The organism is Kurthia sp. 11kri321 (assembly GCF_001534765.1).
GTDB lineage: Bacteria > Bacillota > Bacilli > Bacillales_A > Planococcaceae > Kurthia > Kurthia gibsonii.
Genome location: NZ_CP013217.1, coordinates 1,462,225 through 1,478,097, shown reverse-complemented (window position 1 = coordinate 1,478,097; position 15,873 = coordinate 1,462,225). Strand labels below are relative to the sequence as shown.

Sequence of the window (15,873 nt, the reverse complement as noted above, 5' to 3'; positions counted from 1 at the left end):
ACCTTCAAATTTGTTTATTTTTAGTTGTATCGTATTCATTATTCGTTATGCTTTTCAAAATGACGACCAAAAAGGAGATTGAACGATGTTTAACGAAAAGTACAAATTATCAAATGGTGTACACATGCCAAAAGTAGGCTTAGGAACATGGCTTATTAAAAACGATGTGGTCACACCAATCGTTGCAGACGCATTAGAGGTGGGGTATCGACATATTGATACAGCACCAGCGTATATGAACGAAGGTGGTGTGGCAGAAGCAATCCATGCAAGTGGTATTCCGCGAGAAGAACTATTTATCGCCACAAAAGTGGGAGCAGAGTCGAAAAAATATGACGGTGTTGTCCGTTCGATTGACCGCTCGCTGAAAAAGATGAATCTCGATTATATCGATTTACTACTGATTCATAGCCCACAACCATGGAAAGAGTTCCGCGAAGAAAATCGCTATTTTGAAGAAAATAAAGAAGTATGGCGTGCGATGGAAGATGCTTATAAAGAAGGAAAAGTGAAAGCGATTGGCTTATGTAACTTCCTGCAAGATGATATTGAAAACTTGCTAGAGAGTTGTGAAATTAAGCCGATGGTCAATCAAATTTTAGCGCATATTTCCAATACACCATTCGAATTAATCGAGTTTTGTCAAAAACACGATATTCTGGTGGAGGCATATTCGCCAATAGGACATGGGGAAGTGTTACAACACCCTCGTCTTCAAGCGATGGCAGAACATTACGGTGTATCTGTAGCACAGCTTTGCTTACGCTATGATTTACAACTAGGTCTATCGGTTATTCCAAAATCAACTGGTCGTACACATATGGAAGAAAATACAGCACTTGATTTTGAAATTAATGAAGCAGATATGGAAGCTTTAAAACAAGTCGAAAAAATCGAAAGCTACGGAAAAGATAGTATCTATCCTGTTTTCGGTGGCAAAATTAAATAAAGTAAAAGTGAGGATGGGACAGAACAGCTCATTTTCCTTTTTTAGAGTTCACAACGAAAAACTGGAACCGCACAATAGCGCGATTCCAGTTTTTCTTATGCTCATGTAGGATGGTGTTTTTACACTTATGTCCCATCCCCTTTTCTCTTTACATCCCACTTAAACATCCGTATAATTCCATAAAATGAATAGAAAGGAATGATGATGTTGAATTGTACATTACGCTATATTATTTTATACGTCTCTGATTTTGACCAAGCCTATACGTTTTACAAAGATGTGCTGCAATTATCCGTTAAAATGCAACAAGGTACATATGTGGAGTTTGATACAGGACAGACGACATTCGCAATCAATACACGAGACTCTGTAAGAGAAGAAATCGGCTTAATTGTTCCACACGAAACGGAAAAAACAGCAACATTTGAAGTTGCATTTACAGTGGAAGATGTTGCACAGACAATCGATATCTTGCGTGCAAAAGGCGTACAGATTATAAAAGAACCTGTAACAAAACCATGGGGACAAACAGTTGCTTATATAGCAGACCCAGACGGACATTATATTGAGATTTGTAGTGAAGTGGGTGCATAACTGATGTATATGATTCGAAATATGACAGAACAAGATGTTTTATCTGTGCAGCAAGTGGCGGCGGAGACATGGCACACAACCTATGAGGGCATCATTCCACGTCCTATTCAAGATGCTTTTTTACAACAAGCTTATGAAGAATCTCGCTTATTACAACGTTTACAGCATGGCTTTTTTTATGTAGTTGAAACAGAAGGAACAGTAGAAGGCTTTGCCCATTTCTCACCTGTAGTAAATGGTATGGTTACGCTATATGCAATTTACATTCATCCGGCGCTACAAGGAAAAGGAGTTGGCACAGCTTTTTTACAAAAGCTTCATGAAGATGTAGCTGGTGTAGAAATGATTGAGGTAGAAGTAGAACAAGACAATCAAATTGGCATACGTTTTTACGAAGCGAAGGGTTTTCAAGTACGTGAAATATATGAAGAAGACTTTGATGGTCACTTACTGAAAACAGTGAAAATGTATAAGGTTGTGTAAGATGATGCGATATGGACTTATTTTGATGATTGGTTTTTCGTTGACTTTTTTATTGCAAGATTCATTTTTTACACAATCCCATGTCATAGTTAATCTTTTTTTGAGAACACTATTTGCTTGCTTTTTCTTATGTATGATTTGGTTAGTACAAAATATAGGCTTTTCAAATAAACAATCTAAATAATTTAAAAAGAGCTTCAGCGGAAATACGCTGAAGCTCTCTTACATATTATGCATTTTTTCGCATGATTCGTAAAAAATAAATGGTAGGTAAGATGAGTAGTGCAGATGCGAATAGTCCACCTTCAATGGACGTATAAAGTGCGATAAGTCCAACAAGTGGTCCACCTGCTACTTGACCAAAAGCATCAACTTGTCCATAGAAGGAAAGTGTTGTCGCGCGCCCTTTTGATTCTAGTTGTTTATTCATCATAATATTCATGAGAGGGTGGTTCACATTTCGTAGTGAAGCAACACATAAATAAAGTACAACAGCTACTATAAAATGTGTTGTAAAAGCGAAATAAATCATGAATAGTATGAGCAAAGTATTCAACCACATGAGTAGACGAGCAAAATGCGAAGTAGCTACACGCTCCATCCACTTGAGTAAACCAATATTGAGCAAGAATGTGAGCGCATAGAACAAGCCGAACCAATAGACGGTGTAATGCTCATTCAATTGGAAGTTTTCAATGAAGTGAGCGCCCCATAAACGATCAAATCCTTCACTAGCGAGACCCATAAATAATGTAATGCTTGCTAAAGAGAGAAGCGTTCGGTCAGATCGAATCACATTCCAACTCGATTGTAGTGCTATTTTCATGTGATGTAGGTGTGATTGCTTTCCTTGTGTGATGGGTACAAACTTTGTTTCAGGAATCCAAAAAATAGAGAGCAAAGCGATGAGTAATAATACGGCACCTGCGAATAGGATGGCAATTTGTACCGTAAATAGACTACCGATGGCTACACTTGTTAGAATACCGATAAAACTACCAATCGAACTAAATTTTGCGCCATTTAAAAGTGTGTGATCCAGCTGTTCTGGTGTGATTTCATCTGCAATCCATGCAGTTTCAGCACCGCTAATAAATGTCCAACCCATTCCCCATAATGCAGCCGCAATCGCAATCGCTGTAAAAGAGGGGATGCTTCCTTCTAAAAGATGTGCACAGCCAATGATGATTGTCCCGATAATAATCGATTTTTTACGACCAAATAAATCAGCGACTAATCCCGTAGGAATCTCACACAGTAAAACGGCTAATTCCATAATTGTCCCGATTAAAACAAGCTCTAATGGATTCAGTTGTGCATCTGAAACGTAGTAAATGATATTTAAAGTGAAAACAATTTGTAAACAAAATGCGCGTGAACTTGTAAAAGCATAATAAATAGATGGTGTTGTCATGTGTAACCTCCGAATGAAATTCATTTCAATACGGAGAATACGTCATTCCTTAAATGTGCATACCCTCCGTTTTAGGTGATGTAATGCAAGTAATGACTGTCATATTCATTCGCTCCTTTTTCATAGATTGCTTCGATTATAACATAATTTGTAAAATAAAAAACCTCCACATCATTTGTAGAAGTTTTTCATAATTAAAAAGAAATATTCATTTGATTGAGTAATTGTTGCATGATTTCAGCGCTACCATCTTGAAACATAAAAATGGAAAAAGCAATCATACAGACACCTGTTAAAGAAGCGAACCACTTCTTTGAAGGCATCCATTGTTTTCGAAAAGCCGTAATCAGTAATACAATACCCATCAATAAAATCAGAAAATACCAAAAACCCATATAATCCAACTCCTTTCTATTTTGATTAAGAACGAAAATAGAAGGAAGAAGTTCCAAATAATGTTTTAGGCTTTGCGTATTTTGTGTAACAAAGACATAGTCGCGTAGATTAAAAGGATACAGCCAATTCCACCAATACAAGCTGCACTAAGAATGCGTAGTGGTTGCGATTCAAAAAGAAATAATGTTATTACAGCTAACAATACAATCAAGTATGGCATCCATTTAGAAAAAGTAACCAACGAATTTTTTTGCTCGACTTTCCACTTATTACTTGTGGCAGCTAATGTTGTCCAAGCAAGTGGAATCGTCAAGACAGTTAGTAAAATAGAGAGGATCAGTAAAAATGTTTGTAAAACTTGTGTTGTCTGGTCATATAAATACCAACTAAGAAGTGTAATAGGAATGAATGAAATAGTCGTGATTTGAAGCGGTTTTAAAGAGCTTTTATATTTTTCAACATGTGTTGCATCATCGGTATAAAGTGACTTTGTTTCGGGGGCAGCTTTGAATAAATGAATATTTGCTTGTGAATCAACATGTGACCAGCCCGCCTGATTGAAAAGTTCAAAGTATTCGTCATCATCATCCTCTAATGTACGATAGTCAATTTCATAAATCCAATCTTTCTCAGTCCCTTTTTCAAGTGTATAACCTAAGAAGGAAAACTTTTTAACATGCCATCCTTGTTTGGATAACTCATGTAAACGTGTCATATCTTTTTGTTCCGAAAAAGCCAATCCATTGGACATAATATATTTCTTTTTCACTATCATCTTTCCTCCATTTCTTGTTCAGCTAATTGAATCATCTGTTTTCGTAATTGAATTTCTTCCTTTAGAATGGTGCGTCCTTGCTCCGTCAGTGTATATACTTTTCTACGTGAATCGGAATCATCAAATAAATAAATCCATTGATTATTTAATAATTTTTTTATAATGGTGTACATGGAAGCAGGGCCAATTGTGATCAAACCGTTTGATGTTTCTTCGATTAAATTCATCATCGCGTAACCATGTCGTGGCTTTGCTAAGGCAGACATAATATAAAACATTAAATCAGTTAGTTGTTCATTTTTTTTCAATATATCACCTCCTGATATATCACTTTATGATATATAATATATCGCTTTGTGATATAAAAGTAAAGAGATAAATAAAAAATACGCTAGGTAATCGATTGATTACCTAGCGTACTTGAAGTTTATTCGCCTACAAGTCCGTCACCATCGCGGTCATCCATATAAGGATATAACCAATGATCTTTTGTAATTGGCATTTTGAATCCAGCTGTTTTTGCTTCTTTAATTGTGACTTGTCCGTTACCATCTGTATCTACAGCTGATACGTCACCTTTTGTTTGTGGTTTTGAAGAAGTTGTCGGTTGTTTTTTAGTTAAACCGAGTTCTTCATTTCGCTTATCTGGATTACCGTTTGCATATTCATCTACAACGCGATTACCTTTAATTGTGTATGTGTATTTATAACGGGAAGGAATTTGTGTTTTCGTATTTGGATACGTGATAATCGCTTCAAAATCTGTTGCGCCACCTGCTTTACGAATCGCATCTTCCATATAGGCTTGGTCACCATGACGGTTTAGTGTACTATCTTGTGGTGTAATGTTATAAGCATTTGATACACCACCAAGTGAATCGGCAATGACATGTCCTTCGTCTAAATCTTTACGTTCGACACCTGGAACTTTCGCTTCGTCTCTACAGTATCTTCCTGATGATGTAACTTGTTCAGTACGATCATTTTGTAAGGTAATCTTTTTAGCAGTGACGCGAACTAATTGGCCATATTCGTTTGTAAATGCCCAATATTCACGATTTCCAAAGCCTATGTCTACTACAACATTTGCTTCACGACTCCCAGATAAATCACAAGCATTTGCTTTGATTAATTTGTAGCCTTTGAATTCATCTTTTGAAGATGTTGTTTTTTCTTCTTTTTGAGCAGGTTGTTTTTCCTGTGTATTACTTTGATTGTCATTTACTTGTTGTGTTGACTCGGTTGTTTGTTGTTCAACCGGTGCAGTTTTTTCTTCCGAGCATCCAACAAGTGCAAAACTAATAGATGCTAGTAAACCTAATTTAATCAGTGTTTTCATAGATGTCTTACTTCCTTTATTCATTAGCGTTCACACGCCCAGTTATCGTGGTCGCGGTCCATCTTTGCTTGGTAAGCAGGGTGACTTTTCGGTACACCATTTGGATAGACTTTGCGTAATTCAGTACAGTTTTTAAATGTCTTTGATGTGTTGACCGTCACAGTAGAAGAAGGTTTTTTAGAAGCGAAACCGCTGTTCGTTACATAACCTTTCTTAGACCAAATACGTAATTTTTCTTTTTTTGCTTTAGACTGCGCAACTAAATATTTCGTTTTATATTTCGTATTCGGTGCATAAACATATGCAACGCGAGCATAGCCTTTACGCACAAGTTCTAAATTCAAGTCTTTACCGTCAACATATACATACGCTAATTTACGTCCGTATTTATCACCTTTATAGCCTGTACGGTCAAAATCGAGTTGAATTTTTTTTGCGTTTTTTAAGCGATTCTTCGTATAGTTACTTGCTTCTTTACCATAAGGTTGAACTCCCTTAGAAGGGTGGACCGTTTCAGGTGTATCAACAAGTAGGAAGCGCACTTTCATATTCTTTCCCTTATACTTAAATGTTGCTGTATCACCATCTGTCGCACGTACAAGTGATACGGTTTTAAGCGAAGCCGCTGTAACGGTTTTCGGTGTTGTGTCGATTGGGTTTAACATCGATCCGCCAACTAACGAGATGCCAAGTACACTCGCCAAAACTGTCTTTTTTAATAAAGCCCAATTCATGTTCAATTCACTCCAAGTCATTTACTTTGTTGGAATCGTTTAGATATTCCAACATGAATAAACTAACGATAGAAGAAAAGCATGTAATTGTCAATTAAAGTGAAAAAAGCATCTTTTTTGTGAATTCATGTTATTTTTAAAGTATAAAATATTCTGAAAATCGTTTATCATAGTAAATAGCATACAAAGAAAGAAGGCAATCATCATGAAGACAATTGAAGTACATGCAGCACCTAGTGAATATATTTTAAAAGAAGGTGCTTTTGAATTATTAGAAGAAAAATTACAACAACGTGGCATTCAAAGTATCCTTGTTGTGACAGGGACGAAATCATATGAAGCTGCAAAAGCGTATTGGCCAGAGATGCCGAGTATGACAGAAACTTTTTATACATATCAAGGTGAATGTTCTTTCGCTGAGATTGAGGAAGTGGTAACGAGAGCGAAAGAAGTCGATGCGATTGTTGCTTTAGGCGGGGGAAAGGTAATTGATTTAGCGAAAGCAGCAGCGAATGAATTACATAAACAAGTAATTGTTTTACCGACATTGGCATCTAACTGCGCACCGTGGACACCACTAAGTGTTATTTATGATAATGAAGGGGCATTTCATCATTATGATATCTATCCAATTGCGACGAGTTTATTATTAGTTGAGCCGAAGTTACTACTTCATGCGCCGCGTGATTTATTCGTTGCGGGTATTGGTGATACGTTAGCGAAGTGGTATGAAGCCGATGTACAATTACGTACGATTGAGCATTTACCTGTACCGCTCATGATTTCGTATGAAGCAGCGAAACAATGTAAAGAGTTACTACTACGCGATTCAAAAGAGGCTTTACGTGCGATGGATGAAGGTGTACTAAATGATGCCTTTATTCAAGTGGTAGAAGTGATGTTCATGTATGCAGGTATGGTTGGAGGTTATGGTGATCATTATGGGCGTACAGCAGGTGCACATGCAGTTCATAATGGATTAACGGCTTTAGAGGAGAGTCATGCGTTGTTACATGGTGTAAAAGTGGCTTACGGAATTTGTGTACAGTTAATGCTTGAAAATCGTCCAGAAGAAGTACAAGCATTACGTGCATTTTATGAGGAACTACATCTTCCTCAAACATTAAAAGAGCTAGGTTTAACAGAAGTAACAGCTCAACAATTACAAGAAGTAGCTGAAAAAACAACGATTCCAACAGAGTCCATTCATTTAATGCCAATTGGTGAAATAACGAGTGAGCGCGTACTAGAAGCGATGCAAGAACTTGAACAACTCGTATAATTAAAAATAACTTGTAGGTCGTAAAAGACCTGCAAGTTATTTTTAAAATAAACCTCGCTAGTCTATATATGAAAATAAAAAAACAGGTTCATAAAAGTAAAAGAGGCTTAAACAAATAATGTCAGCCTCACTTTTCTGTAACGAGTTGGTGAACAGAACCGTGGATGAGTGTATAGTTTTTATTATAGGCAGAGAGAGCATCGTCTTTTGAAATCCAAATGACGGTTGTTGTTTCAGGTCGTTCTTCATCAATTAATGCCATTTTATAGTGATACTGAATGGGTGTTTCATTTTGAAACCATTGTCTTTTTATACGCCATTGTTGAAGTGTCTTACGCGTTTTTTCATAGAGCGGTTCACCCTTTGTTGCAGTGAAGATTTGCTGATGCGGCTCACCCTGTGAGACATCCCACAAAGTAATACGGTCTACAACGATTTCAAAGCGATCTGAATCGGTGACGAGTGTATCGACAACATCCTTTGGTTTAATCGCAATATAAAAGGTAGCACTAATGATAATGAATGCAACAATCCCAATTAATAAAAATAGTTTTGAACGATTTTCCATATACTTCGCCTCCTAGTCACTTCATTCATATAACCGTTCCCGTATTTTCAAATAGTAGACCACCCCATTAAAAAAACAGGGGAAACGGTATTCGTTTCCTCCTGTTTTAATTGTTATTTTTGTAATGTTAGACGTAATTTATAAGGGTCTGCAAACGCATTTCCTTGACGGTCTTTTACTTTAATCGCATAAGTTGTATTTTTCTTGAATGTGTAAGAGCCGACTTCTTCATCACCTACACCATATGCATCGAATGTTTTAAGTTTTTTACCATTTGCATATAACGTGATGACAGGGTCAAAATCTGACGCGCCACTTAATGCTAAACGGACTTTTTTCGTTGTTTTATTTTTGAATGCATACCAGTCTTCGTCACCTTGTAGCTGACCAGGATTTAGATAGCCTGTTTTTTCATAAAACGTAGCGCTTTTCTTCGTTAATGAAATCGGGTGAGAAGGGCGATTATTTTTTACTTTATTTTTTGCATCTTCATCTTTCGTTACACCTTGTTGAATTTTTAACTCATAAGGATAAATCGAGAATAGATCCGTTGTTAAAAATGCAGTAGGTTGAGCTAATACGAAGAATGTATCACCTTTTTTCGCTTCAATTGAACCGCTGATTGGCTCACCATTTAAGTCATTTCCAACAGGCTTAAATGCAGATAAATCATTCCCATCCATTTTGTGATTATGATTCTTATCTTCATAAACCGTAATAGACTTCGTGTACAGATTATGCCATTCTTTTGAATACTTCGTATCATCAAATGGACTTAAACCCATCTTCATTTGATAGATACCGTCTTTCGGTGCTTTAAAGTAATAGAAGTCTACATCGTTTGGACGTGCAAAATTCGCTGTTACTTTTTGATTTACACGAATCGTTTTTGCTTGTTCAGGTACATTGTTTTGCTCGTATTTGTCTACTATATTTGATTGTAACTTTTTCGCTGTGACACGATAGCCATTTTTCGGAATCGAGCCAACTGAGCCGACGCCAACTTCTACTAGATACGTCGTATTTGCTTGTAAACTCGCAATGGCTTTTTTCTTCATAATGCCGTCTTCTGTACTATTGGAAGCTAAAAATTCTTCTGAACGCATACCTGTTTGTGGATCATTTTGTACTTCATAAATTGTGACAGAAGGTTGTTCAGCAGCGTGTGCGACAGCAGTATTAAATTCATAAAAACCAGAAGTAGTGGTTTTGAAGTAATAACCATCTAAGTCAGTTGAACCTTGTAAAAAGCCTTCTACACCATTCACTACATCAAATGGTCGGCCTTTTTTCTTAAATAATTGTTCGAGTGTATACACTTTAGTCGGGTTTGTACGATCTATTTTTTGACTTGTTTCTGGATTGAATATGATTGAATCTTCATCGGCTGGCATCGTACGACTTGATAATGTCAGTTGATAAGGCAGTAAAGATGCTTTTGGTGAGACAACACCTTCTTTTAATTGATTAAGGACATCTTCTTCAGGCATTGCTTCACTATTGCTACTGTTCGATACGATAACTTCATATTCTTCACCTGTTGTGGCAGGGAACGAAGCATATTCAGCTTTTCCAATACCATTTTTATTAATCGAAACAAGTGGTGCACTGCTTTCTTCATTTAATAAATCTTGTTTTTTGTAGACTTCAATCGAAAGGTCGACACCAGGTAGAGCAGATGTTTGAACTTGAACTAATTCATCTTTGGTTGCTTTTATATGAAAGGCGTCTTGGTCAACCCCATCAGCTGTTTCGTTCATATATAGTCCATATACTTTTGTATTTGTACTTTTTAATGCCATCGGTTTTTCAATCGAAGCTTCATCTTTTGGTTTACTAGACTGTTTTAAAATATCTAGTGTATAAGGTGTATTAGCGTGTCCATATACATTTTTAACACCGATTGCGACTGTACCATCTTCTTTTGCCTGTACAAATCCCGCTTCTTTTTCACCAGCGCCCGTATCTTGAATCGTTTTTGTTTGAACTTTTGTACCGAAAGTTTTTAAAACAAGTTTTAAATCCGTTACGTTGTTAGATGAGGCAGTAGCTTGGATTAGTTCACCTTTTTTCACAGGTACTTGATACCATTTTGTTTCATTCGGTTGTTTAAGTGTCCCTTTTTTCGTCTGTGTTCCTTTTATAACCGTAGCATCTTTTAAAATGGTTGCGTTCGTCCATTTTTTTGATGTAAATGTCGGGATTTTCCCTTTAAAATTTTGAGCTGCCAGTGGTTGAATGAAACCATAACCATATTTTAAGTCATAACCTTTTGTGCCAAGATCTTTTGCTGTTTTTTCAAGTACATAGGCAAGTTGCTCTGGTGAATAAGCGTGATTGATAAGTAGAGAAGAAGCAATCCCCGCAGCAGCAGGTGAAGCCATCGATGTGCCACTCATCGTTTCAAAAGTTGAGCCACGTGTCGCATCATAAGAAGTGGAATAAATATCCTCACCAGGAGCCATTAAATCGAGTGATGCTCCATAATTCGAAAAGTCACTACGCTTTTTCTTCGCATTCACTGAGCCAACACTGATGACATTCTCTAATGAAGCAGGGTAGTCTGGACGATCTGTATCATCATTACCAGAAGCTGCGAATACCGCCACTCCTTTTGCATGTGCTTTTTGCACAGCTTGGTCGACAAGAGGTGAATATAATTCATTACCTAAACTCAAATTAATCACTTTTGCGCCATCTTTGATCGCTTGGAGAATCGCTTTTGCGACATCATAGTCAGCAGCATATTCAGAGCCATTGAAAACATCGTAAGATAGAATTTCAGCATTTGGATTAACACCATATCCACCAATACCATTATTCATTTTCGCTGCTAGTATTCCTGCAACATGCGTACCATGTGATTTTTTAACTTGTGCCTTCATGGGATTCGCAATGTTTAGTGCCTTTTTGACTTGGCCTTTTAATTCCACATGATTCGTATCAATACCTGTATCAATGACAGCGACTTTAATTTTTTTCTTTTTCGTTTGTTGCATTAGCTTTTTTGTTTGAAATAATTGATGCGTATATTGCAAAGATGCTTTTTCGTCCGTTTGTCCAGAAGTTTCATACAATGGACTTAGAGAGAGGCGTTCAAATCGAGCGTCTTGTGAAAACCAATCAATCGCTTTTTTCATCGCTTCATCTGTTTTAAACTGAACAACCATTGTGTGCAGATCTGGAATTTGTTGTATAATCGTACCTTTCAGTTGCTGAATCTCTTGGTATGTATAGTCATTTGAAGACTGAATAACAAGTGTACGTTTTGCATAGGATTTTTTTGTAAGATTTTTTTGAATTGAAGAATTAGTTGCCTGTGCAACTGATGTTGGCAATGCAGCTGTTAATAGTAGGGCAGAAGCTGCCACTGTCGATACCCATTTATAAATTGTTGGTTTCAAAGAATCACTCCCGTAAATAAATTGCTTTTGTATCATAACACAAAGCTTTTGTCTATGCAGTGATTTATATGACGTAAATTTGTATTAAAAAGATGCCTAAAATAGCCAATTTCTGTAGAATATTATAATATAGAGGATGCTTGAAAGGTGAAAGAATTAAAAATAGGGGAGAATAAAATATGTGTGCGCGATATACATGTCCCGTTTGTGGATACGACGGGTTAGAAGAACCGACGTATTACGAGAATTTCGCTGGAAGTAATGAAATATGTGCCTGTTGTGGATTTGAATTTGGAGTAGACGACTTTGATTGTGATACATTTGAACATGAGGGTTTAACAGAACGAGAAATTGTAGAGGAGTCACATCGCATTTGGCGAGAAAAATGGATAAATGATCATTTTGAGTTATTTGATGTGAGTGCCTTTCCTAAAGAGAAGAAAAATGGACGATTTTTAAAAGAAGCAGGAGCAATCAAACAATTGAATCGTATAAAAAAAGAGGGGCTTTGACAATATGAATTGTCTAAGTCCCTCTTTTACTACTTATTTTTTAACCGTTAGTGTATAAGGTTGAATCGACGCGCGCTTTAAGCGGTCTGTTACTTTGAAATAGTACGTTCCTTTTGATGCGTTCAATGTCAGTTTTTCTGCATCGCCGTCACCGTAAAGATCCGTTTTTGATAGGCGTTTACCATCTTTATAGACTTCTAGTACACCGTCTAGACTTGTTGGTACATCAAGCGTTACCGTTAATTTGCCTTTTTTCGTTGCTTTATAGACGAACCAATCGGCATCACCGTTTGTAAAGCCCGCATTCATGTAAGCAGAACCTGAAACAGTAGAAGTTGATTTTTTCTTGAAAGCAATTGGTTTCGAAGGCTTATTATTTTTAACGACACTTTTTGCATCTTCATCGACTGAAGGAGCTGCTTGAATCGCTAATTCATATGGACGAGCAGAGAACATAAATGCTTCAAATGCCGTTGGCTGAACTGCGACAAAGTAATGTTCACCTTTTTTCATTTCGACACCAGAATGTAAAGATAAATCATTTTGCATATCTTCTAAATAAATAGAAGATTCCATTTCATTGGCATCTAAACGTTTATTATGATTCTTGTCGAGTATTAATCGAACTGTTGAAATATAACGATTGTGCAATAATGTAGGTAATGTTTGTAAATCATTCTTTGTTAAATTTTTTAACTGATAATCTACACTATAAATACCTGTTTTTGGTGCTTCATAGTAGTAGAAATCTACATCATTAAATGTTGAAACATTGGCAATTAATTTACCTGATTTCGGGAATGATGCAGCTTGTTCAGGCTGGTTATTTGCTTCAAATGAATCAGCCACCTTCGTTTTGATTGTTTCCGCTTTTAATGTATAGCCATCAAAAGGAATGGTTTGGTCATAATTTGCGTCAACACGTAGGACATATTCTGTATTCGCTTTTAAGCCCATCATCATGAAAGAACCATCCGCAGCATAGTCACTCGTATTATCATAAATGTCTTCTAAATACACCATTTCTTGACCATCTACTGTTTCCGTCATCGCTTCAGCTAATACTACGTTCGGTAAATTACGCATATTTTTCGTTTGAATGTGTAGTTTATAAATACCGTCCGCATTCGTTTTAAAATGATACGCATCGTAGTCGCTCGAACCTTGTAAATGACCCGTTACCTCTTTTGATAAATCAAACGGACGACCTAATGCCTTGATCTGTTCTACTTCATTTTCAAAATTCAGTTCTTCTTCTCCAACATACGGAAGTTGATCTTCATCTGCTGGCATCGCTTTTGTCGCAAATGTTACTTCGTAAGGGAATAGAGCACTCTCTGGCTTCATTTCAAAATTTGGTTCTTGACCAGACATCATCATTTGAAGCAATTGTTCAAAAGTAATCTCAGCATCAGCTGTATTTTTAAGAACAATATAGTAATCCTCTCCAGCTTTTGTCGCAAATGATAGTGTATTCTCCGTATTTGCTTTTAAACTATTGCCTTGTACAATCGGTGATACTTCCTCTGTTGCATCCTCAGGAGGATTAAAGCCTTGTTTGTCATATACAATCACGCTCGTCGTTACATTTGGAATATTTGACAGTGTAAGCGATACAAGTTCATCTTTTGTAGCTTTAAAATGGAAGACATCTTCATCCACCTCACCAAGTGGTTGGAAATATTGATTATCAATTGTTGTGTTTAAGTCTGTTAATTCAGCCACTTGCTCGCGACTTGATTCATCTTCAGGGAACATGCCTGTTTGTATATCAAGTGCATATGGTGATTGACTAATGCGACCATTCACGTCGCTCACACCTACAGTCATAACCCCGTCAAATGGTGCTTCGATATATTTAGATTCTACTTCGTTTTCACGGGCGCTGTTATAAACTGCTTTTTGAGAAGATTCATCACCATAAAAACGAACGTCTAGTTGTAAATCAGCTAACTTATCACCTTTTACTGTTAGTTGAATAGGTTGACCTTTCGTAACGTTGACACGAACCCATTGCTGCTCGTATCGCTGTTTCAGTGATTTTGTAACGGGTTTGTTAAATGTTGCATCTTCCGCACTATGTTTAATTTCCTCATCATTCCACTGTTTTGTTGTTTGAACAGGAATATTTTTCGGATTGAACTGCATCGCTTTTACGGGATTTACAAGCCCAAATCCATACTTTGCATCAAAACCCTTTTCACCTAAGTCAGTCGCTGTATGTTCTAAAATATATTCTACTTGATCAGGTGTTAAGTTTGGATTTTTCGATAAAATCAGTGATGCAATGCCTGCTACAACAGGAGAAGCCATCGACGTACCGCTCATTTTTTCAAATGAAGCACCACGTTTTTGATAACTTGTCGAATAAATATCTTCACCAGGTGCTACAATATCTGTCGATACACCGTAAGAAGAGAAGTCACTTAACTTTTTCGTATTACCAACAGAGCCAACACTAATGACATTTTTATAACTAGCAGGGTATTGCTTTTGATCTGTGCCTGTATTACCTGCTGCTGCGATGACTGTAACTCCTTTTTCGTGTGCATACGCAATCGCTTCATCCATTACAGGAGAAGGGGAAGCAGAACCAAGACTCATATTGATAACTTTTGCACCATCTTTTGTCGCTTGAATTATCGCTTTTGAGATGATGTAATCGTACGCACCATCTGAACCATTGAACACATCATATCCTAAAATTTGTGCGTTCGGATTCAGACCATATCCGCCAATACCATTATTTTTTACTGCGCCAATAATGCCCGCGACATGTGTACCATGTGAACCTTTTTCTGCTACATGTAAAGGATTAACTGTATTCTTTGTTGCCACAATATTTTTTTGTAAATCAGGGTGTGTAGCATCGACACCTTCATCAATGACTGCAACTTTGATTTTATTTTTCCCTTGTAACTTTTGAGCTGCAGGAGATTGCAGTAGCTTATGTAAAGCTTGTTTTGTTGCTTTTGGATCGACATTACCTAATTTTTTATAAATTGGACTTAGTGATATACGTTCAACTTGTTTCATTTTTGCTAATTTTGGGATTGCAGCTTTCCATGCTTTTTCAGACTTGAACGACAGTACCGTATACTGAATTGCTGAAATACGTTCTTGTTTCGTTGCATTTAACTGTTTTAATTCGCGTGATGTAAATTCTTTTGTCGAGCGAATAATCAATTTATTTTTTTCGTATGCTGAATCATCAGATGTTGTTTGAACCATGTGTGTTAGATTCTGTTGTTTTTGTACAGCTTGTGTAGAGCTAAGAGGTGTTGCGAATAGTAGCGCACCTAAACTTAGTGCGGCAATCGGACGTAAATGCTTTTTCAAATAACCACTCCTTTATAATAAAATACATGGACATCATACCATATTTTGAAATAATCTTGTAATATTTGTAATAAAAAAATTCGA

General features: G+C 36.8%; 14 protein-coding genes. 5 read left to right on the top strand and 9 right to left on the bottom strand.

Annotation, left to right across the window (positions count from 1 at the left end):
* Positions 1-85: 85 nt before the first annotated feature.
* The 3 genes from ASO14_RS07635 to ASO14_RS07625 all read left to right on the top strand — a co-directional run bounded on the left by ASO14_RS07635 (position 86) and on the right by ASO14_RS07625 (position 2,026).
* Positions 86-949: an aldo/keto reductase gene (locus ASO14_RS07635; protein ID WP_068453534.1), complete on the top strand. Its 864-nt coding sequence runs from the start codon at positions 86-88 to the stop codon at positions 947-949.
* A 207-nt stretch (positions 950-1,156) separates the two neighbouring features.
* Positions 1,157-1,543, top strand: coding sequence for a VOC family protein (locus ASO14_RS07630; RefSeq protein ID WP_068457384.1), 387 nt, complete (start codon positions 1,157-1,159; stop codon positions 1,541-1,543).
* A complete protein-coding gene (locus ASO14_RS07625; RefSeq protein ID WP_156422357.1) occupies positions 1,544-2,026 on the top strand; it encodes a GNAT family N-acetyltransferase in 483 nt (160 codons plus the stop codon).
* Positions 2,027-2,255: 229 nt separating this feature from the next.
* Here the strand turns inward: ASO14_RS07625 and ASO14_RS07620 are convergent, their stop codons facing one another.
* The 6 genes from ASO14_RS07620 to ASO14_RS07595 form a co-directional block, all read right to left on the bottom strand.
* The gene (locus ASO14_RS07620; RefSeq protein WP_068453530.1) at positions 2,256-3,440 is read right to left on the bottom strand and encodes an MFS transporter; all 1,185 of its coding nucleotides are present in this window, start codon (positions 3,438-3,440) and stop codon (positions 2,256-2,258) included.
* A 194-nt stretch (positions 3,441-3,634) separates the two neighbouring features.
* A complete protein-coding gene (locus ASO14_RS07615) occupies positions 3,635-3,835 on the bottom strand; it encodes a hypothetical protein (protein ID WP_068453528.1) in 201 nt (66 codons plus the stop codon).
* Positions 3,836-3,900: 65 nt separating this feature from the next.
* Complete coding sequence (locus ASO14_RS07610; protein ID WP_156422356.1) at positions 3,901-4,611, bottom strand: DUF2812 domain-containing protein; 711 nt, start codon at positions 4,609-4,611, stop codon at positions 3,901-3,903.
* Positions 4,608-4,919, bottom strand: a complete 312-nt coding sequence (locus ASO14_RS07605) for a PadR family transcriptional regulator (RefSeq protein WP_068453526.1) — start codon at positions 4,917-4,919, stop codon at positions 4,608-4,610. The genes ASO14_RS07610 and ASO14_RS07605 overlap by 4 nt, the downstream gene beginning before the upstream one ends.
* Positions 4,920-5,038: 119 nt before the next feature.
* Positions 5,039-5,950, bottom strand: a complete 912-nt coding sequence (locus ASO14_RS07600; protein WP_068453524.1) for a DNA/RNA non-specific endonuclease — start codon at positions 5,948-5,950, stop codon at positions 5,039-5,041.
* 23 nt (positions 5,951-5,973) lie between these two features.
* Positions 5,974-6,684: a thermonuclease family protein gene (locus ASO14_RS07595; RefSeq protein WP_068453522.1), complete on the bottom strand. Its 711-nt coding sequence runs from the start codon at positions 6,682-6,684 to the stop codon at positions 5,974-5,976.
* Between the two features lie 205 nt (positions 6,685-6,889).
* Between ASO14_RS07595 and ASO14_RS07590 the strand changes: the two genes are divergently transcribed.
* Entirely contained in the window at positions 6,890-7,966 is a 1,077-nt protein-coding gene (locus tag ASO14_RS07590) for an iron-containing alcohol dehydrogenase family protein (protein ID WP_068453520.1), read from the top strand.
* 127 nt (positions 7,967-8,093) lie between these two features.
* On the opposite strand, the gene ASO14_RS07585 is transcribed toward ASO14_RS07590, so the two are convergent.
* A complete protein-coding gene (locus ASO14_RS07585; RefSeq protein ID WP_068453518.1) occupies positions 8,094-8,534 on the bottom strand; it encodes a hypothetical protein in 441 nt (146 codons plus the stop codon).
* Positions 8,535-8,647: 113 nt separating this feature from the next.
* Positions 8,648-11,938, bottom strand: a complete 3,291-nt coding sequence (locus ASO14_RS07580; RefSeq protein ID WP_068453516.1) for a S8 family serine peptidase — start codon at positions 11,936-11,938, stop codon at positions 8,648-8,650.
* A 179-nt stretch (positions 11,939-12,117) separates the two neighbouring features.
* Between ASO14_RS07580 and ASO14_RS07575 the strand changes: the two genes are divergently transcribed.
* Positions 12,118-12,450: a hypothetical protein gene (locus ASO14_RS07575; protein WP_068453514.1), complete on the top strand. Its 333-nt coding sequence runs from the start codon at positions 12,118-12,120 to the stop codon at positions 12,448-12,450.
* 33 nt (positions 12,451-12,483) lie between these two features.
* Here the strand turns inward: ASO14_RS07575 and ASO14_RS07570 are convergent, their stop codons facing one another.
* Positions 12,484-15,789 carry a S8 family peptidase gene (locus ASO14_RS07570; RefSeq protein WP_068453512.1) on the bottom strand — a complete coding sequence of 1,102 codons (3,306 nt, stop codon included), beginning with the start codon at positions 15,787-15,789 and terminating at the stop codon, positions 12,484-12,486.
* Positions 15,790-15,873: the final 84 nt, after the last annotated feature.